At 65.2% G+C, this 18,162-nt stretch carries 19 protein-coding genes; 4 read left to right on the top strand and 15 right to left on the bottom strand.

The annotated features are described in order from the left end of the window. From BHK69_RS07215 to BHK69_RS07185, 7 genes are all read right to left on the bottom strand, one after another. The gene (locus tag BHK69_RS07215) at positions 1-1,179 is read right to left on the bottom strand and encodes an ABC transporter substrate-binding protein (RefSeq protein WP_244548425.1); all 1,179 of its coding nucleotides are present in this window, start codon (positions 1,177-1,179) and stop codon (positions 1-3) included. Between the two features lie 420 nt (positions 1,180-1,599). Continuing rightward, a complete protein-coding gene (locus BHK69_RS07210; protein ID WP_069689502.1) occupies positions 1,600-2,304 on the bottom strand; it encodes a GntR family transcriptional regulator in 705 nt (234 codons plus the stop codon). Between the two features lie 4 nt (positions 2,305-2,308). Beyond that, the gene (locus BHK69_RS07205) at positions 2,309-2,788 is read right to left on the bottom strand and encodes a VOC family protein (protein ID WP_069689501.1); all 480 of its coding nucleotides are present in this window, start codon (positions 2,786-2,788) and stop codon (positions 2,309-2,311) included. Continuing rightward, positions 2,785-3,927 (bottom strand): mandelate racemase/muconate lactonizing enzyme family protein, encoded by a 1,143-nt coding sequence (locus tag BHK69_RS07200; protein WP_083269170.1) that lies wholly within the window; start codon positions 3,925-3,927, stop codon positions 2,785-2,787. Before BHK69_RS07200 ends, BHK69_RS07205 begins: the two co-directional genes overlap by 4 nt. Further along, positions 3,924-4,751, bottom strand: a complete 828-nt coding sequence (locus BHK69_RS07195) for an SDR family NAD(P)-dependent oxidoreductase (protein WP_069689499.1) — start codon at positions 4,749-4,751, stop codon at positions 3,924-3,926. The genes BHK69_RS07200 and BHK69_RS07195 overlap by 4 nt, the downstream gene beginning before the upstream one ends. Further along, the gene (locus tag BHK69_RS07190; RefSeq protein WP_069689498.1) at positions 4,751-5,842 is read right to left on the bottom strand and encodes a glycerol dehydrogenase; all 1,092 of its coding nucleotides are present in this window, start codon (positions 5,840-5,842) and stop codon (positions 4,751-4,753) included. The genes BHK69_RS07195 and BHK69_RS07190 overlap by 1 nt, the downstream gene beginning before the upstream one ends. A gap of 26 nt (positions 5,843-5,868) precedes the next feature. After that, on the bottom strand, positions 5,869-6,705 hold the full coding sequence (locus BHK69_RS07185; RefSeq protein WP_069689497.1) for a shikimate dehydrogenase family protein: 837 nt from the start codon (positions 6,703-6,705) through the stop codon (positions 5,869-5,871). Positions 6,706-7,049: 344 nt separating this feature from the next. On the opposite strand from BHK69_RS07185, the gene BHK69_RS07180 reads away from it, so the two are divergent. After that, positions 7,050-7,934: a transketolase gene (locus tag BHK69_RS07180; RefSeq protein ID WP_069689496.1), complete on the top strand. Its 885-nt coding sequence runs from the start codon at positions 7,050-7,052 to the stop codon at positions 7,932-7,934. A gap of 2 nt (positions 7,935-7,936) precedes the next feature. After that, a complete protein-coding gene (locus BHK69_RS07175; RefSeq protein WP_069689495.1) occupies positions 7,937-8,938 on the top strand; it encodes a transketolase family protein in 1,002 nt (333 codons plus the stop codon). A gap of 115 nt (positions 8,939-9,053) precedes the next feature. Here the strand turns inward: BHK69_RS07175 and BHK69_RS07170 are convergent, their stop codons facing one another. The 6 genes from BHK69_RS07170 to BHK69_RS07145 form a co-directional block, all read right to left on the bottom strand. After that, positions 9,054-9,785 (bottom strand): amino acid ABC transporter ATP-binding protein, encoded by a 732-nt coding sequence (locus BHK69_RS07170; RefSeq protein WP_069689494.1) that lies wholly within the window; start codon positions 9,783-9,785, stop codon positions 9,054-9,056. Next, complete coding sequence (locus BHK69_RS07165) at positions 9,766-10,419, bottom strand: amino acid ABC transporter permease (RefSeq protein WP_069693449.1); 654 nt, start codon at positions 10,417-10,419, stop codon at positions 9,766-9,768. The genes BHK69_RS07170 and BHK69_RS07165 overlap by 20 nt, the downstream gene beginning before the upstream one ends. Then, the gene (locus BHK69_RS07160) at positions 10,419-11,078 is read right to left on the bottom strand and encodes an amino acid ABC transporter permease (protein WP_069693448.1); all 660 of its coding nucleotides are present in this window, start codon (positions 11,076-11,078) and stop codon (positions 10,419-10,421) included. The genes BHK69_RS07165 and BHK69_RS07160 overlap by 1 nt, the downstream gene beginning before the upstream one ends. A gap of 223 nt (positions 11,079-11,301) precedes the next feature. Beyond that, on the bottom strand, positions 11,302-12,105 hold the full coding sequence (locus tag BHK69_RS07155; protein WP_069689493.1) for a transporter substrate-binding domain-containing protein: 804 nt from the start codon (positions 12,103-12,105) through the stop codon (positions 11,302-11,304). Positions 12,106-12,201: 96 nt separating this feature from the next. Continuing rightward, positions 12,202-13,182: a 2-hydroxyacid dehydrogenase gene (locus BHK69_RS07150; protein WP_069689492.1), complete on the bottom strand. Its 981-nt coding sequence runs from the start codon at positions 13,180-13,182 to the stop codon at positions 12,202-12,204. Between the two features lie 58 nt (positions 13,183-13,240). Then, a complete protein-coding gene (locus tag BHK69_RS07145) occupies positions 13,241-14,002 on the bottom strand; it encodes a GntR family transcriptional regulator (RefSeq protein ID WP_069689491.1) in 762 nt (253 codons plus the stop codon). Positions 14,003-14,209: 207 nt separating this feature from the next. Here BHK69_RS07145 and BHK69_RS07140 point away from each other — a divergent pair, with 207 nt between their 5' ends. Both BHK69_RS07140 and BHK69_RS07135 read left to right on the top strand, forming a co-directional pair. Then, entirely contained in the window at positions 14,210-15,409 is a 1,200-nt protein-coding gene (locus tag BHK69_RS07140) for a mandelate racemase/muconate lactonizing enzyme family protein (protein WP_069693447.1), read from the top strand. 11 nt (positions 15,410-15,420) lie between these two features. Further along, positions 15,421-16,188, top strand: coding sequence for an SDR family oxidoreductase (locus BHK69_RS07135; RefSeq protein WP_069689490.1), 768 nt, complete (start codon positions 15,421-15,423; stop codon positions 16,186-16,188). Positions 16,189-16,236: 48 nt separating this feature from the next. Here the strand turns inward: BHK69_RS07135 and BHK69_RS07130 are convergent, their stop codons facing one another. Together BHK69_RS07130 and BHK69_RS07125 are read right to left on the bottom strand one after the other, a co-directional pair. Next, entirely contained in the window at positions 16,237-17,127 is an 891-nt protein-coding gene (locus BHK69_RS07130; RefSeq protein ID WP_069689489.1) for an ABC transporter permease, read from the bottom strand. 6 nt (positions 17,128-17,133) lie between these two features. Continuing rightward, positions 17,134-18,021 (bottom strand): ABC transporter permease, encoded by an 888-nt coding sequence (locus BHK69_RS07125; RefSeq protein ID WP_069689488.1) that lies wholly within the window; start codon positions 18,019-18,021, stop codon positions 17,134-17,136. Between the last annotated feature and the right edge of the window lie 141 nt (positions 18,022-18,162).

The raw sequence follows: 18,162 nt of genomic DNA, 5'->3' as shown, positions 1-18,162 counted from the left end.
TCAGCGCCGGAGAATGCGGCTGAGCGCCTGGGCCTGAGCGTCGGCCATCACCTGCTTGGGCGATTCTCCGCCGATCAGGCAGCGCAGCACGTTCTCGCAGACGACCTGCTGGAAATCGAGCGTCTTGCTCTCCAGCGAGCGAACCAGGAAGGGCTGGCCATTGGGCGTATTCTGGTCGAAGGCCGTGACCCAGGGGTACTTCTTGAGCTCCTCCTCGGCGCGCGGGATCTGCGTCGCGACATTGGAAGCGCCCAGAAGCAGCTGGAGTTCGGCCTGCGGCTCGGGCTGCAGCATCCATTCGATGAAGGCGGCGGCGGCGGCCTTCTTCTTCGAATTGGCGTTGAACGCCAGCATGGTCAGCGTGATGCCCTGCGTCTTGTTGGGGAAGGGCGAGGGTGCAGCGTCGAACTTGAAGTCTGGAGCCTGGGCCGAGAAGATGCCGCCGACGCCGCCATTGTCGACGTTCATCGCGATCTTGCCTTCCCAGAACATGCGCCGGTAGGTCGCCGCATCCGCGCCCTTCGGGATCACGCCGAGATCGTAGACGCGCTTGTATTGGGTGATCGCCTCGATCACCTCGGGGCTGTTCAGCGTGGGTTCGCCATTGCCGCCCCATTGGCCGCCGAAGCCGTAGACATAATTCGACAGATCGAACCAGAAGCCGGCCCGCTCCGGCATGGTCGCCCGGTAGGCGTAGCCGAACTTGCCCTTGCCTGTCGCCTCCTTGGCGGCCGCGACGAAGGCGTCGAAATCCTTCGGCGGCGTGCCGTCCTTGAGCAAGGCCGGGTTGTAGAGCATCGCGTAGTTGGCGGTCTCGAAGGCAATGCCGATGCGCTTGCCGTCGACCTTCACGAATTTATCGGCGGCCTGGAACTTGTACTTGGACAGGTCGAGCAGATCATCGACCGGGAAGAGGCGCCCAGCGGGCACGGCGGCGAAGAAATCGGTCTGGTCGAAGCGGATCAAGTCGGGACCGCCGCCGCCGCCCATCTGGGTGAAGACGGTGTCGGCGAGCTTCGAGAACGAAATCGCCACGGGCTCGATGGCGTAGCGATCCTGGCTCTTGTTGAACTTGTCGACCCAGGCGCGCGTCTTGTCGCCGCGTCCCGCCTCGGCGAAGAGACCGGCGGCGAAAGTCAGGGTCTCCTTGGTCTGCGCGAAGCTGCGCGTCACGTTCATGGCCGCGGCGCCAGATGCGGCCTGCAGCACTGTGCGTCTCGAAATCCCAGTCCTCGAAATCCCAGTCATAGCGTTCCTCCGATTATGCCCCGTGAGGCGAAAGCGCCCGGTTTCCGGGTCGCCGATGGTTGAAGCGGCGCGCTCAGCCGCGGATTGTCGTGTCTTTCTCCACGTCAAACGGCTGGGACAGCGAGCGAAACTGCGGCCCGCTCGGTCCCTGAATTCCAGCCCGGGCGACGGGCTCAATCTCTCGCTGGCGAAGGTGGGACGGAGCGCTTGCTCCGCTTCGGCGCGCCTGGATCATCTCCAGGGCCTGCCGCCTGACTTTCCTCCGCTGCGGAACTTCTTAAGCTCGGCTCCGTCACGAGCGATGATAAACATGTTGTGATATTTTACAAGACGGGTCGCCCAGCCCTGCACTCAACCGGACCCCGCCAGCCGCTTCGCCTCATTCTGCTGCTCCAGCGCATCGATCAGGACGCTGCCCCAGCGGATATCCTCCTGGATCGCGGCGCGAGCGCCCTGTGCATCGCCTCGGCGCAGGGCCTCCAGGACATCGTGATGCAGATGCTCCTCGCCGGTCATCTGGCGCTTGGGGATATGGACGTGGAACAGCCGCAGGAACGGCCCCATCAGCACCCAGGCGTTCTCGACGATGCTTTCCAGGATCGGCAATTCGGCGACACGCAGCAGGGCGAAATGGAAGTCGCGGTTGCGGATGCTCGCCTCCGCCGGATCGACCGCCGCGGCCTTGAGGAAGCGCTGATGGATCTCGGTCAGTTCGGCCAGTTGTTTGGCCGTGATCTTCTGTGCTGCCCGCTCGGCTGCCGCCCCTTCGAGCTCGACGCGGATCAACTGCACCTCGCGCAGCCGGGCCGGGTCGAGGCGCGGGACATGAACCGCCGTCGCCGCACGCATCTCGAGCGCATGCTCGCTGACGAGGCGGAAGATCGTCTCGCGAACCGGCGTGATGCTGGTGCCGAACTGCGTGGCGAGCGCCGCGATCGTCACGCGTTCGCCCGGCTCGAACTGACCTTCCATCAGGGCTCCGCGCATCTGCGCATAGATCCTGGCGGACAGATTGTCCTTGCTGACCTGTTTGATCGGTGACCGCGTCTCGGGCATCGCTCTACTCCTCGGGAACTTCGACGAGCTCTATCAGGATGCCGTGAGGATCGCGCATGAAGAGACCGCGCAATCCCTTGGCGATGCCTTCGGTGATTTCGCTGATCTCGCCCTGAAGCGCGCCGCCGGCGTCGAGGATCTCCTGCCGCAACGCCGCAAGCCGGGTCACGCGCAGGCAGATATGCGCGGCACCAGGCTGGTTGGCCGCCGGGCGGATCGCCTCGCCCTGCGGCGAGACGAATTCGATGAACTCGATATGCGCGCCATGGCCGAAGAGATGGACGAGGCGCATATGCGCGCCGGGAACGCCGATGAAGCTCTGCAGCCAGGGCGCGCTGCGCTCGCCGATCGGGTCGGCGCGGAAGCCCAGGACCTTCGTCCAGAAGGCGACGGAGCGCTCGATATCGGGTGTGATGAAGCCGGTATGGCCAAAGCTGATCGAACGCGGCGTCACGGTCACGTCCTGCTGCAGGGTAGCGGTCATGATCCCACCCGCTCGGTGCGCAGCGCAAAGCCCGCCGCACGGTCCCAGTCGAAGGCGATCGCCGCGCCAGGGGCCTGCGAGATCAGCAGATCGCCGTCCTCGATGCGCGCCTCCTCGCTGAGCAGCCGGTCGATCGGGTCGGCGCCGACTTCGGGGAGGATCATCTCGACGCAGCGGATCGCCGGGAAGGCAGCCGCGAGCTGGCCATGCAGCGTCGGGAAGACATGCGGGATGACCTCGCGATCCATGATCGTCGCCAGATGCAGCGCCTCGACCGCGCCGGTGAGGCCGCCGCTGACGGAGGCGTCGATGCGCAGGATGCGGGCGGACTCGGCAAGATCGCGGAAGCCGTAGCGGTCGATCACATCCTCGCCGACAGCGATCGGCACGCCGATCTGCGCCTGCAGATCACCGACATTGCGCCATTGCTGCGGCAAGAAGGGATCCTCGATGAAGGCCGCGCCGAGATCCTGCGCCAGCAGGCAGGTCGGCAGCGCATCCTCGATCGTCTTCCAGGACCAGTGCGCGTCGATGCCGAAGGCGACATCGTCCGGCATCGCGCCGCGCACGGCTTCCAGCAAGGCGCGGTCGGCGGCCGTGTCGGTGCCGTTGATCATGATCTTGATCGTGCGGAAGCCGCGTCCGGCCAGATCGGCGCATTGGCCGGTCACCGCCTCGATCGAGGCGCCATAGCCGATAACGGGCATCACCGGGACGCGCATCCGCGCGCCGCCGAGCAGTGCCCAGAGCGGCAGTTCGCGGGCGCGGCCGAGCGCATCCCACATCGCGATGTCGAGCAGGCTGATGCCGCGCATCAGCACGGCGCGTGCCGGCGGCGTCGCGGCTTCGGCCGCCTGCCGCGCGGCGGCGCGCATCTCCGGGGACCGGCCGACATAGAAGGGCGCGACCCGCGTCACCAGATCGAGCAGCGGCATGCCGCGCTCGAAGCCGACCGCATGGCCCACGCCGCCATCAGCGAGACGGATGCGGACCAGGACATAGTCGCGATGCGTCATATGCACCTTGCCGAGCTGGAGCGGGCTCGGAAAGGGAATGCGGCAATGCATCGCCTCGACCGCAGTCACGGCCGGCATTGCAGCCGTCCCGGCTGCAGCGGAGAGAGCGGGCGAGCTTGTCATGCCGCGAGCCCCAGATCGGTCACTTCCGGCTGGAACAGCGTCGCCGACATGCCGCCATCGACCATCAGCACATGGCCGGAGACGAAGCCGGCGGCAGCCGAGGCGAGGAAGACGGCCGGTCCCGCCAACTCGTCGGGCGAAGCCCAGCGCGCCAGCGGCGTGCGGTCGACCACCTGCTTGTGGAAGCGGCCGTCGGCGAGCGTCGCCTTGTTGATCTCGGTCTCGATATAACCCGGCCCGATGGCGTTGACGGTGATGCCATAGGCGCCGAGTTCGGCGGCGAGCGCACGGGTGATGCCGACGACGCCATGCTTGGCGGCGACATAGGAGATCACGCCCGGCCGCGACGAGATACCCATCAGCGAGGCGGTGTTGATGATGCGGCCATAGCCGGCCTTGCGCATATGCCGCGTCGCCTCTCGGGCAAGCGCATAAAGCGAGGTCAGGTTGATCGCGATGACCTTGTCCCAATCGGACATGTCATGCGTCTCGACCGGCTTGCGGATCAGGATGCCGGCATTGTTCATCAGGATGTCGAGCTTGCCATGGCGCGCGACGATGGTGTCGATCGCGGCGGCACCCGCCGGATGATCGGTGACATCGAAGGCCTGCGGCTCGGCCTTGTAGCCATCCGCGCACAGGACATCGCTGGCGGCTTGCGCTGCCGCCGGGTTGACGTCGTTGATGATGACCGTCGCACCGGCCTCGGCGAAGCCGCGGGCAATCGAGAAGCCGATGCCGCGTCCAGCCCCTGTGACGAGCGCGATGCGACCGTCGAGCGAGAAATCAGCGATGCGCCTGGTTGGCAGGGAAGGAGAGCTCATCAGGCAGCATCCTTCTTGACGAGAGCGGCAGCCTCGACCGACTCGATCGCCGCAACAAGATCCAGAGCTGAGACCGGCCGCTCGAAATGCTTCATATGCGCGGCCTGCGCGGTCAATTCCGCGATTGTCGCGATCTCGGCCGCGCCGCCGGTAAAACCGAGATCGGCAAGCGATAGCGGCAGGCCGACCTGCGCGAAAAAGCCCCGGATATCGGCGATGAAATCCGCCGCGCGCCCCTCCAGAGCGAGCTGGACAAGCAGGCCATAGGCGACCTGATGGCCGTGCAGCGCCGAGGCCGGCCCGGGCACCGCCGAGAGGCCGCGCGTCATGGCATGACAGACGGACAAGCCACCGCTCTCGAAAGCAAGCCCGCTCATCAGCACGCTCGCCTCGATCATGCGCTCCAGCGCCTCGTCGGGCTCGCCGCGCCCAACCGCCGCCAGGGCCGCGACGGCATCGACACGCACCGTGTCGTAGCAGGCATGGGCCAATGCCAGAGCCGTCAGGGGCGAGCGCCCGCCGAAGACGTTATTGCCGCGCACGCCGACGCATTGCTCGACCTCGAAGCGCTTGACGATGGCATCGCCTATGCCGGCCGACAGCAGCGCCGCCGGGGCCTTGGCGATGACCGCAGTATCGACCAGCACGAGGTCGGGATTGCCGGCAAGCTTCTCGACGCCGGTGAGCTTATGGTTCTCGTCATAGACCACGATGATGTGGCTGGTTGGGGAATCATTCGACGCCACCGTCGGCATGGTCGCGAGCTTCGCCTTGATCTTGCCGGAGAGGAACTTGCCGGCATCGATGGTCTTGCCGCCGCCGGCCGCGATCACGACCTCGGGCGGATTCGCGCCGCAGAGGCCCGCCATGCGCTCGACCTCGGCATGGGTGATCTCGCCGCCGAAGGTGATCGGCGTGAGCACGATGCCGGCAGCCTTGCAGCTCGCCTGCGCCTTGGCGCCGACGAGATCGAGGACATGGGCGTCGGCAACCAGCACTGCCGTCTTGCCGAGCTTGGCGACCTCCTCACCGAGCCGCGCGATCGCGTCGCGACCCTGAAGATAGCGTCGTGGTGAGCCGAAGATGATCATAGGTCGAGGTCTCGTTCGGGTTGAGGTCAAGCGAGGCGAAGCGCCGGGCGCCGGGTTTCATTGCCGGCGGCGGCGTCGCTGATGAGGAAATCGATGAAGAGATCGACCTGCGCGGCAAGCATGTGCTCGCCCTGGTGAATCTGGGCCCCGCGCGTGAGCGCCCCGATCAGCAAAGGCGTCATCGCCGGTTTCATGACGATGTCGGAGACCATGCTGCCGGGCTCGATCGTGGCGATGTCGACTGGGCTCGATGGGTCACCGTCGAGCCCAACGGAGGTGCCGTTGACGACGAGGTCGAAGCCGGTCGCGTCAGCTGCGCCGGTCGCGACCACACTGTCAGGGTTGAGCCGGCGCAGCCGGGCGGCGAGCGCCTCGCCGCGTGCGGCATTGCGGTTGGCGATGACGAGCTCGGAAACGCCAGCTTCGAGCAAGGCCTGGGCGAGCGCGGTTGCCGCCCCGCCGGCACCGAGCAGCAATGTCCGGCGGCCTTTCGGCTCATAGCCATGCTGGCGCAGGCCGGCGACGAAGCCGAGCCCGTCATAGAGCCGCCCGGTCATCGCGCCGTCCGCGTCGCGGCGCACGATATTGGCGACGCCGAGCTCGGCCGCCACGCCCTCCAGCCTGTCGCAATGCGTGGCCGCGGTCTCCTTGTGAGGAATCGTCACGATGGCGCCGGCCAGGCTGCGCGCCGTGCGCAATGTGGCCCAGGTCGCGGCGAGATCGCCGGGCGCAATCTCCCAGGGCACGAGCACGGCATTGACGCCACGCTCGACACAGCGAGCGTTGAACAGCGTCGGCGTCCGCAGATGCGCGGACGGATAGGCGAGATGGACGATGACGCGGGTGCGTCCGTCGATAGTCATGTCCGCCTCCCCCAGAGCATTTCCGATCCGATCGGATCGGAAATGCTCTATCTCTTCGTTTTGACGCGTTTTCTTCACGCGAACCGGTGGCCACTTCGCTCGAAAACGCTCTGAGAACGTCGCCGCAAGTTGTCGCCTTGCCAGCCTTGTTATCATATATGATGCATGATACGAGACGGCCGTCAACCGGCGACGGATGGCGAGCCGGAGGCCACCCAGCGGGCGCGCCGGCATGCCCATTCTTCACGAAGAAAAGCTTTGCTTCAGGCGGGGCCCGCAGGTCCCAACCTGTCTCGAAGCCGGCTCGCCGGGGTCCGAACGAGGATTTCAGGGAAACGCCCAGCATGTCAGCCATCACCGCCACACAGAGACGGGTCGGCAATGATTACGAGCCGTCCGCCGCCGAGATCGCCCGCCTGCGGGAGAAAGCGCGCTTCGTGCGCCTGGAGACGATCCGGCTGATCGAGATCGCCAAGGTCGGCCATTACTCCTCGGTCTTCTCGGCCGCCGAGATCTTCTCCGCCCTGTATTACGACGTCATGGAGCTGAAGCAGGGTGAGCCGGCGTGGCCCGACCGCGACCGTTTCCTGATGGGCAAGGGCCATGCGGCCGTCGGCCTGTTCCCGATCCTGGCCGATCTCGGCTACATCGAGAAGGGCGTGCTCGACGGCTATACGCGCCTGGGCAACCCGCTCGGCGACCATCCCGACATGCGCAAGGTGCCGGGCATCGATTTCTCCTCGGGGTCGATCGGCCATGCGCTCTCGGCCGGCGCCGGCATGGCTTGGGGCGGCCGCGCTTCCAACCGCGACTTCAACGTCTTCGTCATGCTCGGCGATGGCGAGATGCAGGAGGGCCAGGTCTGGGAGGCCGCGCTCTTCGGCGCGCATCACAAGCTCTCGAAGCTGATCGCGATCGTCGACCGCAACGGCTTCCAGCTCGACGGCGCCGTCGACGACGTCATCGGCGTCGAGCCGCTCGACGCGAAATGGCGCGCCTTCGGCTGGGAGACCCATGTCGTCGACGGCCACAACCTCGCGGAACTCACCGCGCTGCTGCGCCGGCTCAAGGCGGACGAAACCCGCAAGACGCCTGCCTGCATCATCGCCAGGACGCTCAAGGGCAAGGGCGTCTCCTATATGGAGACCGAGCCCGGCTGGCATCTCGGCTATCTCGCGCCTGAGGATGCAGAGCGCGCCGTCGCCGAAATCATGAGCCGGGAGATCTGAGCATGAACGCCCCCCAATCCCCGAACTCTCCCCAATCCCCGAACTCCTGGCAGTATCGCGCGCTGAACTCGGCCAATCCCGGCCTGAACTTCCTCTCCGACGCGCTGCTCGAGCTTGTCACTGAGGGCCATCCCGTCCTCGCCGGCGCGGCCGATCTGCAATATTCCAACGGCCTCAACAAATTCGCCGCGCAGCATCCCGAGCGCTACATCCAGTTCGGCATCTCCGAGCAAAACATGGTCACGGCGGCGGCGGGCCTCGCCACCACCGGGCATATGCCGTTCGTCGCCACCTTCGCCTCGTTCCTCGGCCTGCTCTGCTGCGAGCAGATCCGCATGGATGTCGCCTATTGCGCCCAGCCGGTCCGGCTGATCGGCCACCATACCGGCATCTCGCTGGGCTTCTACGGCACCTCGCATCACGCGACCGAGGACATCGCGACGATGCGCGCCATCGCCGACCTGACCGTGATCTCGCCGGCCGACGGCCCCCAGCTTGCCGCCGCGATCAAGGCCTCGGCGACCTGGCTGGAGCCGATCTATTTCCGCATCGGCCGCGGCCGCGAGCCCGATGTCTACGAGAACGGCACGCCTTTCATCATCGGCAAGGCGATCGAGCACATGCAAGGCGATGAGCTCACCATCATCGCCTGCGGCCTGCCGGTGCATCCGGCGCTGGAAGCGGCCCGCAAGCTCAATGCGGAAGGCCGCTCAGTCGGCGTCATCGACATGGCGACGGTGAAGCCCCTCGATCGCGAGGCGGTGCTGCGCGCAGCCGGCCGCAGCAAGATCCTGATGACGGCAGAAGAGCACAATGTGCTCGGCGGCCTCGGCTCGGCGGTGGCGGAGGTGTTGGCTGACGAAGGCTGCGGCATCAAGCTGGTGCGCCACGGCATCCATGACGAATACAGCCTGATCGCCCCACCGACGCATCTCTACGCGCATTACAAGCTCGATGCGGCGGGGATGGAAGAGGTGGCGCGGGGAGCGCTCGCCAGGATCTGATCTGATCCTAGACGCGAGCCCTCGCCGTCATTGCGAGAAGCGTAGCGACGAAGCAATCCAGAGGGGCCGCGCTCTACGTCTCCCTGGATTGCTTCGCTTCGCTCGCAATGACGATTTAATGCGCGCCGGCGCTGACGAAGTTGCGCAGTTCCGGCGTCTGCGGATCCGCGAACAACGTCTTCGACGGCCCGCTTTCCCAGATCTTGCCCTGGTGCATGAACACCGTCGTGCTCGCCACGGTGCGGGCGAAATTCATTTCATGCGTCACCAGCAGCATGGTCATGCCGCCCTTGGCGAGCTTCTCCATCACCAGCAGCACCTCGCCCGTCAGCTCCGGATCGAGCGCCGAGGTGACCTCGTCGAACAGCATCACCTTCGGGCGCATCGCCAGCGAACGGGCGATGGCGACGCGCTGCTGCTGCCCGCCCGAGAGATTATCGGGATAGCTGTCGAACTTCTCGGAGAGGCCGACCTGCGCCAGCACGTCACGCGCCAGCGTCATCGCCTCGGCGGTCGAGACGCCCTGGGTGATGCGCGGCGAGAGCATGATGTTCTGCCCGACAGTCAGATGCGGGAAGAGGTTGTAGCTCTGGAAGACGATGCCGACATCCTTGCGCAATTCGCGCAGGCGCTTGGGGTCCTGGTCGACAGTGTGGCCGGCGACCTCGATGCGACCGGCGTGGAAGATCTCGAGCCCGTTGATGCAGCGCAGCAGCGTGCTCTTGCCCGAGCCGGAGCGGCCAATGATCGCGACGACCTGGCCTGTGTCGACGCTGAGCGAGACGCCTTTCAGGACCTCGAGCGCGCCGAACTTCTTGTAGACGTCGTCAATGACTACGGCTGGCATTCATCACCTTTTCGAGATGTCGGCTGAGCCTGGAAAGCGGGAAGCAGATGGCGAAATAGATCGCTCCCACCAGGGTGAAGATCTGGAAGGCCTGATAGGTCGCATTGTTGACCAGCATGCCGGCCCGCATCAGGTCGACGAAGCCGACGACCTGGACGATCGAGGTGTTCTTCACGAGCTGGACGAGGAAGCCGACCGTCGGTGGCAGCGAGATGCGCGCGGCCTGCGGCAGGATGATGTAGCGGTATTGCTGGCCGCGCGTCAGCGCCAGCGAGGCCGAGGCCTCCCATTGCTGGCGCGGCACGGATTCGATCGAGCCACGCCAGATCTCGGCGAGATAGGCCGAGACGTAGATCGCGAGCGAGGCGGAGGCCGCAAGGAAGGGCGGCAATTCGATGCCGACTGCCGAGAGCCCGTAATAGCTCATGAACAGCACCATGAGCACGGGAATGGACTGGATCACCAGGATGTAGCCGGCGGCGAAGCGGCGCAGCAGCTTCAGCCGCGACAGCCGCATGATGGCGAGAACGCCGCCGAAGAGGCCGCCTATGACGAAGGCGATGGCGGTGAGCGCTATCGTCCAGCTCGCGGCGCGGAGAATGAAATAGGCCTCGGGCCAACCGAAGGTCTGCATCAGGCGGCCTCCCCATGCGCTTCGGTGACGCGGGCGAGCCCGGAGACCTGGGGGAAGATCCTGCGGCCGAGCCAGTTCAGGAAGAGCTTCAGCGAGAGCGCCAGCACGAGGTAGATCACGGTGACGATGATGTAGGTCTCGAAGCTGCGGAACGTATCCTGCTCGATGATCGCGGCCGTACCCGAGAGCTCCTGCACCGAGACGAAGGAGCAGATGCTGGAGGCGAGCATCATCAGCACGAACTGGCTCGACAGCGCCGGCCAGACGCGAGCGAAGGCGGGCTGCAGCACGACATATTGGAAGACCTGGCGCCGGCTCATCGCCAGCGCCAGCCCGGCCTCGATTTGTGATTTGTGGATCGAGTCGACGCCGGCGCGAATGATCTCGGTCGCATAGGCGGCGAGGTTGAGCGTCATCGCCAGCATGGAGGCTTCGAGGCCGTTCATGCGGATGCCGATCTGGGGCAACCCGAAGAAGATCATGAAGAGCTGCACCAGGAAGGGCGTGTTGCGCATCAATTCGACATAGGCGTCGACGATGTAGCCGGCCCAGCTGCCCGCGAGGCTGCGCAGCGCGCTCATCAGCGTCGCCAGCACGAGGCCGAGCGCGATGGCGACGAAGGACAGCGCGATGGTGAGCATGACCCCGTTCAGGATCATGGGCCATTTGGAAATGACGTCTTGGAAGAGCAACCGCGCGCTCCTTCGGCAGCGATCACGCCGCAACCGGACAAAATCGTCCGATTGCGACAAGCGTGACCGTCAGGAAAAACAGAGCATGGCCTGTGCGAAAACCGGTTCCGGCTTTTCGCGCCATGTTCCCGAGGTCGAGGATTGCCGGCGCGCTGTGCGAGGCAGCGCGCCGGCCTTCGGGTCAGGCGGATCAGAAGGTCGGGAGCGCCGGCAGCGGGCCACCGACCCACTTCTCGGAAATCGTGTTCAGCTCGCCGTTCTGCTTGACGTAGTAAATGAAGTTGTTGAGCCACTGGCGCAGCTCATAGGCGTCCTTGCGCATGGTCATCGAGTTGGGCTGCATGCCGAAGACGAATTTGAGCTCGGTCTCGGTCTCGCCGCGCGCCTTCATGGCAGCGTTGGCCTGCGCGTCGGGACCGGCGATCGCCTCGACCTGGCCGGAGAACAGCGCCTGCATGGTGGTGGCGTCGTCCTCGAAGCGCAGGATGGTGAGGTTCAGCTCCTTCTCGCGGCTGGTGAATTCGCGCTCGACGCTGGAGCCGCGATTGACGCCGACCTTCTTGCCCTTGAGGTCGTCCCAGCTTTTGATGGCGACGCTCTTCTTGGCGTAGATGCCGGTCTGGAAGGCGCTGTAGGGAATCGAGAACATCACCGCCTTGGCGCGCTCGGGCGTCGGCGCCAGCGTGGCGACGAGGAAATCGACCTTATTGGCTTCCAGCGCCGGGATGCGGGCCGGCGGGGTGAGCTGCACCATCTCGACCTTGACGCCGAGATATTTGCCGATCAGCGCGATGACGTCGGCATCGTAGCCGATCGCATTGCCCTGCGAGTCGACGGAGCCATAGGGCGGGGCGCCGATCAGCACGCCGATCTTGACCGAGCCGCGCTTGATGATGTCGGTGATCGTCTGGGCCGAGGCCTGGCTTGCGGCAAGCATGCCGGCGCCGAGCGCGAGCAGCGTCCCGGCGACCTTGAGATGTTTCATCAGGTTCATTGGTTGCGTTTCCTTGGGCTTCGCGGATGGGTTTGCTTTTTGCCCCGGCTTCGTTCGGCCGGTTGCTTGATCGTCAGGTCGCAGAACGTCCTTCTCTCACGACATTCTCGCTCTCACGACATTCTCGAGCGAGGAGCCGGAGAAGCACCGCTTGATGTTGTCGGCCATAGTCTGCTGACGACGGCGGATAGTTCCGCTGGTCCAGCCGGACATGTGCGGCGTCATTAAAACGTTTGAAAGCTCGTGGAAAGGTTGTTTCGACGGCAAGATTTCGGCCTGATCCGGGCCGGGATATTGATACCATGTGTCGATGATCGCGCCGCCGATCCGGCCGGCCTTGAGCGCCTCGAACAGCGCCGTCTCATCGATGGTCGGGCCCCGCCCGACATTGACGACCACGGCGCCCGGCTTCATCGCGGCGAAGGCTGCGGCCCCGACGATGCCCTTGGTCTCCTCAGTCAACGGCACCGAGACGATGATAGAGTCGGCCGAGCCCCAGAACGCGTCGAGCCGGTCGAGCGTGAAGGCGCGATCGACAAGGTCCGAGGTCGGTACGGCGCTGCGGTTGGCGACATGGACGTTCATCTCGAAGGCCTTGGCGCGCCTTGCGATCGCCTTGCCGATATGGCCGAAGCCGAGCAGGCCGATGGTCTTGCCCGCGATCTCGCCATGGACCCGCTCGGGAGAGCCCGCCCAATAGGCCCAGTCGCCTCGGCGCAGACGCCGGTCGGCATCCGCGAGCGGAATGCTCCGGGCGAGCAATGCGCTCATCACATATTCGGCGATCGCCTGCTCATGGCCGAAGCAGTTGCAGACGCTCGCCGAGGCCGGAAGCAGGCCGAGATCGACCGCGTCATAGCCGGCGCCGGGCACATGGAAGAGCTTCAACCGCGACGGAACCGGCAGGCTGGCACCGAACTTCGTGCCGATGATGACATCGGCATCGGCATAAGCGCGCTCATCGGCGCCGACGTCGAGGACATCCGGCAGGATGCGGATATCGGCCTGTGGGCCGACGAGATCGGCGAAACCGGCGCTGAAGGAGGCGGCGTTCTCGCCGTGGAAGATGATGCGCATGGGCGGCAGGGCTTTTCGTGTTTCAGGGACTTGTCGAGTTTCAGGGGCTTCTTGCGGTTCAGGCGCCGAGCAGGGGTTCGATGCTGCAATCCAGGAGAGAAGGGTCGATCCGGCTCTCCATCTCGTCGAACATGCCGTCGACAAAGGCGATCAGCGCGTCCGAGGCCGCGACCGCGCGGTCGACATGCTTGGTGGCAACGGCGTTGAGCACGGCAAGGTGATGGTCGATCGTGCCGTCGAGATTCGTCTTCTCGGCCATATAGCTGTGATGGATGAAGCCGATGCGGCGGAAGATGGTGTGGAGCGGTCGAAGCGTATGCTCCAGGAAGGGCTCGCCGGCGGCGGCCAGCACCATCTGGTCGATACGGCGGTCGAGCGTGTTGAACTCGGCAAGCGTCAAGCCAGCGCGCTTCTCGCGCAGCAAACGCTCCATATGCAGCATCTGGTTGCGGTGCGAGGGTCCGGCGCGTTCGGCGGCGAGCCTGATGACGAAGCGCTCGATATCGCGGCGCAGATGTAAAAGCACGCGCTCGCGGGCGAGGTCGATCGGCGCGATCTGCAGGCCGTGGCGCGGGCGGATGATGATCAGCGTGTCGGCGGCGAGACGGTTCACCGCGTGATGGACCGGTGTCCGGCCGAAACCGGTCATGTCCTGGAGATCCTGCATGGCGAGGAAGCGCCCGGGCGCGAGCTCGCACCGCACCAGCAATTCCTCGATGCGGTGATAGGCCAGCTCGAACAGATTGACGCGGTTGCGGCGCGGCGGGGCACTCGCCTCACTCACCTCGATCAGGGCCGGCCGGCTCGCGCGCTTGGCCATACTCGCATCTCCTCCGCCGTGGAACTCATTAGTGCGGCTCCATCTTGGCACCGACCATAAACATGTTGTGATATTTTACAAGCGCTCCTATGGTCGCCCTGCTTTGACCTGATGCCTCCATTTGGAGCTATGGTCGACACGACAATCAACCAAGGCGTTCCCCTGCGCAAGCCGGCGAAGAACGCCAGCCGCCATGGGAGGCAGGCCTTGAAGATCACCGCCATCGAAACGCTGCGGACGGAAGAGTTCGCCAATGTCCTGTGGGTGCGCGTGCATACCGATGCCGGCGTGATCGGGCTCGGCGAGACCTTCTACGGCGCCGGCGCGGTCGAATCCCACCTGCACGACACGCTCGCCATGCGGCTTCTGGGCAAGAACCCGCTGCATATCGAGGCGCTGCATCGCGAGATGTCGAACCTGCCGATGGCGCAGGCCTCGACCGGCGTCGAATCCCGCGCAACCTCGGCCGTCGACATCGCGCTCTGGGATGTGTTCGGCAAGGTCTGCGGCCAGCCGGTGCACCAGATGCTCGGCGGCCTCTGCCGCGACAAGCAGCGCATCTACAACACTTGCGCCGGCTACAAATATGTTCGCTCGCACAACATCAAGCCGGTCTCGACCTGGAATCTCGGCGAAACCTCCGGCCCCTATGAGGATCTCGACGGTTTCATGAACCGCGCCGACGCGGTCGCCGAGAGCCTGCTCGAAAGCGGCATCACGGCGATGAAGATCTGGCCGTTCGACCCGCCGGCGATCGAGAACCAGGGCCTCTACATCACGCCAGCGCAGATGAAGAAGGCGGTCGAGCCCTTCGAGAAGATCCGCAAGGCCGTCGGCGACAAGATCGAGATCATGGTCGAGTTCCATTCGCTCTGGAACCTGCCGACCGCGATCAAGATCGCCCGCGAGCTCGAGCAGTATAGCCCGACCTGGTACGAGGATCCGATCCGGATGAACTCGCCGCAGGCGCTGGCCGAATACGCCCGTTCGACGACGGTCTCAGTCTGCGCCAGCGAGACCCTGGGCTCGCGCTTCCCCTATAAGGACATGCTCGACCGCGACGCCATGCACATCGTCATGGCCGATCTGTGCTGGACCGGTGGCCTGACCGAGGGCCGCAAGATCGCGGCGATGGCGGAAACCTATCACCGCCCCTTCGCGCCGCATGACTGCATCGGCCCGGTCGGCTTCATCGCCGCGATCCACGCCTCCTTCAGCCAGCCCAACACGCTGATCCAGGAATCGGTGCGCGCCTTCTATACCGGCTGGTACAATGAGCTCGTCACCACCATGCCGGTGATCAAGGACGGCTATGTCCTGCCGATGGAAGGCCCGGGGCTGGGCGTCGAACTCCTGCCCGCCGTCTTCGAGCGTTCGGACCTCACCGTCCGCCGCTCAAGCCTCTGACGGGTGCAGGGATGAGCAACCCTCTCTTCGACCTCACCGGAAAAACCGCGCTCGTCACCGGCTCGTCGCGCGGGCTCGGCCGCGCCATGGCGGAAGGACTGGCCGTCGCCGGCGCGCGCATCCTGATCAACGGCACGGATCCGGGCCGCGTGGCGGAAGCCGTGGCGGAATTCCGGGCCGCCGGCCATCAAGCCGAACCCGCGCCCTTCAATGTCACCGACGAGACCGAGATCCTGCGCGCCTTTGAAGGCTTCGACACGGCGGGCATCGCGGTCGACATCCTCGTCAACAATGCCGGCATCCAGTTTCGCAAGCCGATGGTCGAGCTCGCCACGGCCGACTGGCAACGCGTGATCGACACCAACCTGACCTCGGCCTTCATGATCGGGCGCGAGGCGGCCAAACGGATGATCGCGCGCGGCCACGGCAAGGTCATCAATATCGGCTCGCTGACCAGCGAGCTCGCCCGTGCCACGGTCGCGCCCTATACGGTCGCCAAGGGCGGCATCAAGATGCTGACGCGGGCCATGGCGGCGGAATGGGCCGAGCACGGCATCCAGGCCAATGCGATCGGGCCCGGCTACATGATCACCGACATGAACCAGGCCTTGATCGACAATCCGAGCTTCGACGCCTGGGTCAAGGGCCGCACTCCGGCCAAGCGCTGGGGCAAGCCCGGAGAGCTTGTCGGCACCGCCGTCTTCCTGGCCTCCGAAGCCTCGAACTACGTCAACGGCCAGATCATCTATGTCGATGGCGGAATGTCGTCGGTCCTCTGACACCTGCCCGCTTGTCGACGCGCAGGTCTTCCGGTGCGGCCCACCCGGCTAAACCATGCCCTTGCCGGCATCCGAGCCGCGCCGCGCCTGGCGCGCCCTCAGGCTCAGGATCGCAGCGAGCGCCAGGCCGATCACCAGGAAAGAGACGCCGGTGGTGACGGTGCCGAGCGCATAGATCTCCGGCGTGGTCACGGTCGAGGTCAGCGCCTGGAGTTCGAGCGGCAGGGTGTTCTTCTCGCCGATCGCCTGCGAGGAGCGCGCGATCTCATCCCAGGACAAAGTGAAGCCGAAGAGCCCGACGCCGATCAGCGAGGGCAGGATCACCGGCAGGATGACATGGCGAAAGGTCTGCCAGGGCGTAGCACCAAGATCGCGCGCCGCCTCCTCCAGCCGGCCGTCGAAGCGGTTGAAGATCGCGAACATGATCAGCAGGCCGAAGGGCAAGGCCCAGGTCAGATGCGCGCCGAGGCCGGAGGTGAAGATGCCCATCGCAGTGGTGTAGCTTTCGGCGATGAAGCCCGGCGCATAGGCCTTCACCGCCTCGTCGAAGAGGCGGAATTGCAGGGCGATGCCGAGCGAGGTCACGATCGAGGGCACGATCAGGCTGGCGATGGTGACGTAGAACAGCAGGTTCTGGCCCTTGAAGCGCTTGCGGAAGGCAAGCCCGGCCAGAACCGAGAAGACCATGGTGATCAGCATCACCATCAACCCGAGCTGGAGCGAGCGCCAGAAGGCCGATTTGATGTCGACGATGCCACCACCGCTCCAGAGCTTGCCGAACCAGTGCAGCGAGACCCCGTTCATCGGGAAGGTCATGCCGCCGGTCGGCCCCTGGAAGGAGAGCACGAAGATCGCGATCATCGGCCCGTAGAGGAACAGCACGAACAGCCCGAAGAAGGCGGCGAGCCAGTAGAAGGAGGCGGGACGGCCCTCGCGCATCAGGATTCAAAGCTCCTTGCGGATGTCGACGAAGCGGTTCAGCGCCGTGATGATCAGGAGCGTGATCGCCAGCAGGATCACGGCGTTGGCGGCCGCCGGCGGGAATTGCAGCGCATTCAGCCGCGTCTCGATGATCTTGCCGGCCGAGGCGATCTGCTGGCCGCCCATCACGCCCACCGTGATGAAATCGCCCATCACGATGGTGACGACGAAGATCGAGCCGATGACGATGCCGGGCTTGGCCAGCGGGATGACCACGTTCCAGAGCGTCTGCCAGCCGCTGGCGCCGGCGTCATAGGCGGCCTCGAGCAGGCGCTTGTCGATGCGCGCCATCGAATTGAAGATCGGGATCACCATGAAGAAGGTGAACAGGTGCACGAAGGCGAGCACCACGGAGAATTGCGAGAACAGGAGCCACTCGATCGGCTGATTGATCAGGCCGGCATTCATCAGGGCGCTGTTGACCAGGCCGTTGCGGCCGAGCAGCGGCACCCAGGAGATCATCCGGATGACGTTCGAGGTCCAGAAGGGAATCGTGCAGACCAGCGCGAGCGTCATCTGCATCGTCACGGACTGGACGTGGAAGGCGAGGAAATAGGCGATGGTGAAGCCGATCACCAACGTGATCGCCCAGACGATCAGGCAGAACTTCACCGTCGAGAGATAGGTCTTCAGGATCGTACAGAGCTCGGGCAGCTGGTCGTAGCAGCCCTCGAAGGTCTCGACATAGGAGCGCGTCGTGAAGCTCGGGATGATCGAATAGTCGTTGTAGTCCCAGAACGAGACCATCACGACGAAGAGCAAGGGAACGACGAAAAACAGCGCGAAGACGCCGGCAAAGGGCAAGGCCTGAAGCCAGGCCGGCGGCGCATAGGCGGTTTTCGTCGCTGGCATGGGTGGGGCTTTTCGGTCCGTTCAGGGCCTAACATGTGTCGTCGAACCGCACCGTCATCCTGGGCGACCGCAGGTCGTCCCGGGATCCATCGTAGGGCTCAGGCGCTCTACGATGGATCCCGGATCTGCGCCGCTTCGCGG

Origin of the sequence: Bosea vaviloviae, assembly GCF_001741865.1 — a bacterium.
Taxonomy (GTDB): domain Bacteria; phylum Pseudomonadota; class Alphaproteobacteria; order Rhizobiales; family Beijerinckiaceae; genus Allobosea; species Allobosea vaviloviae.
The sequence above is the reverse complement of the archived record's forward strand: the minus strand, read 5'-3'. Positions and strand labels throughout refer to the sequence as shown.

Coding starts and splice junctions, on each gene's coding strand:
- BHK69_RS07135 (WP_069689490.1), top strand. CDS start 15,421: ATGAGCAACCCTCTCTTCGACCTCACCGGAAAAACCGCGCTCGTCACC.
- BHK69_RS07155 (WP_069689493.1), bottom strand. CDS start 12,105: ATGAACCTGATGAAACATCTCAAGGTCGCCGGGACGCTGCTCGCGCTC.
- BHK69_RS07215 (WP_244548425.1), bottom strand. CDS start 1,179: ATGAACGTGACGCGCAGCTTCGCGCAGACCAAGGAGACCCTGACTTTC.
- BHK69_RS07190 (WP_069689498.1), bottom strand. CDS start 5,842: ATGATCATCTTCGGCTCACCACGACGCTATCTTCAGGGTCGCGACGCG.
- BHK69_RS07170 (WP_069689494.1), bottom strand. CDS start 9,785: ATGCCAGCCGTAGTCATTGACGACGTCTACAAGAAGTTCGGCGCGCTC.
- BHK69_RS07175 (WP_069689495.1), top strand. CDS start 7,937: ATGAACGCCCCCCAATCCCCGAACTCTCCCCAATCCCCGAACTCCTGG.
- BHK69_RS07150 (WP_069689492.1), bottom strand. CDS start 13,182: ATGCGCATCATCTTCCACGGCGAGAACGCCGCCTCCTTCAGCGCCGGT.
- BHK69_RS07195 (WP_069689499.1), bottom strand. CDS start 4,751: ATGAGCTCTCCTTCCCTGCCAACCAGGCGCATCGCTGATTTCTCGCTC.
- BHK69_RS07145 (WP_069689491.1), bottom strand. CDS start 14,002: ATGGCCAAGCGCGCGAGCCGGCCGGCCCTGATCGAGGTGAGTGAGGCG.
- BHK69_RS07160 (WP_069693448.1), bottom strand. CDS start 11,078: ATGATCCTGAACGGGGTCATGCTCACCATCGCGCTGTCCTTCGTCGCC.
- BHK69_RS07210 (WP_069689502.1), bottom strand. CDS start 2,304: ATGCCCGAGACGCGGTCACCGATCAAACAGGTCAGCAAGGACAATCTG.
- BHK69_RS07130 (WP_069689489.1), bottom strand. CDS start 17,127: ATGCGCGAGGGCCGTCCCGCCTCCTTCTACTGGCTCGCCGCCTTCTTC.
- BHK69_RS07205 (WP_069689501.1), bottom strand. CDS start 2,788: ATGACCGCTACCCTGCAGCAGGACGTGACCGTGACGCCGCGTTCGATC.
- BHK69_RS07165 (WP_069693449.1), bottom strand. CDS start 10,419: ATGCAGACCTTCGGTTGGCCCGAGGCCTATTTCATTCTCCGCGCCGCG.
- BHK69_RS07200 (WP_083269170.1), bottom strand. CDS start 3,927: ATGACAAGCTCGCCCGCTCTCTCCGCTGCAGCCGGGACGGCTGCAATG.
- BHK69_RS07180 (WP_069689496.1), top strand. CDS start 7,050: ATGTCAGCCATCACCGCCACACAGAGACGGGTCGGCAATGATTACGAG.
- BHK69_RS07185 (WP_069689497.1), bottom strand. CDS start 6,705: ATGACTATCGACGGACGCACCCGCGTCATCGTCCATCTCGCCTATCCG.
- BHK69_RS07125 (WP_069689488.1), bottom strand. CDS start 18,021: ATGCCAGCGACGAAAACCGCCTATGCGCCGCCGGCCTGGCTTCAGGCC.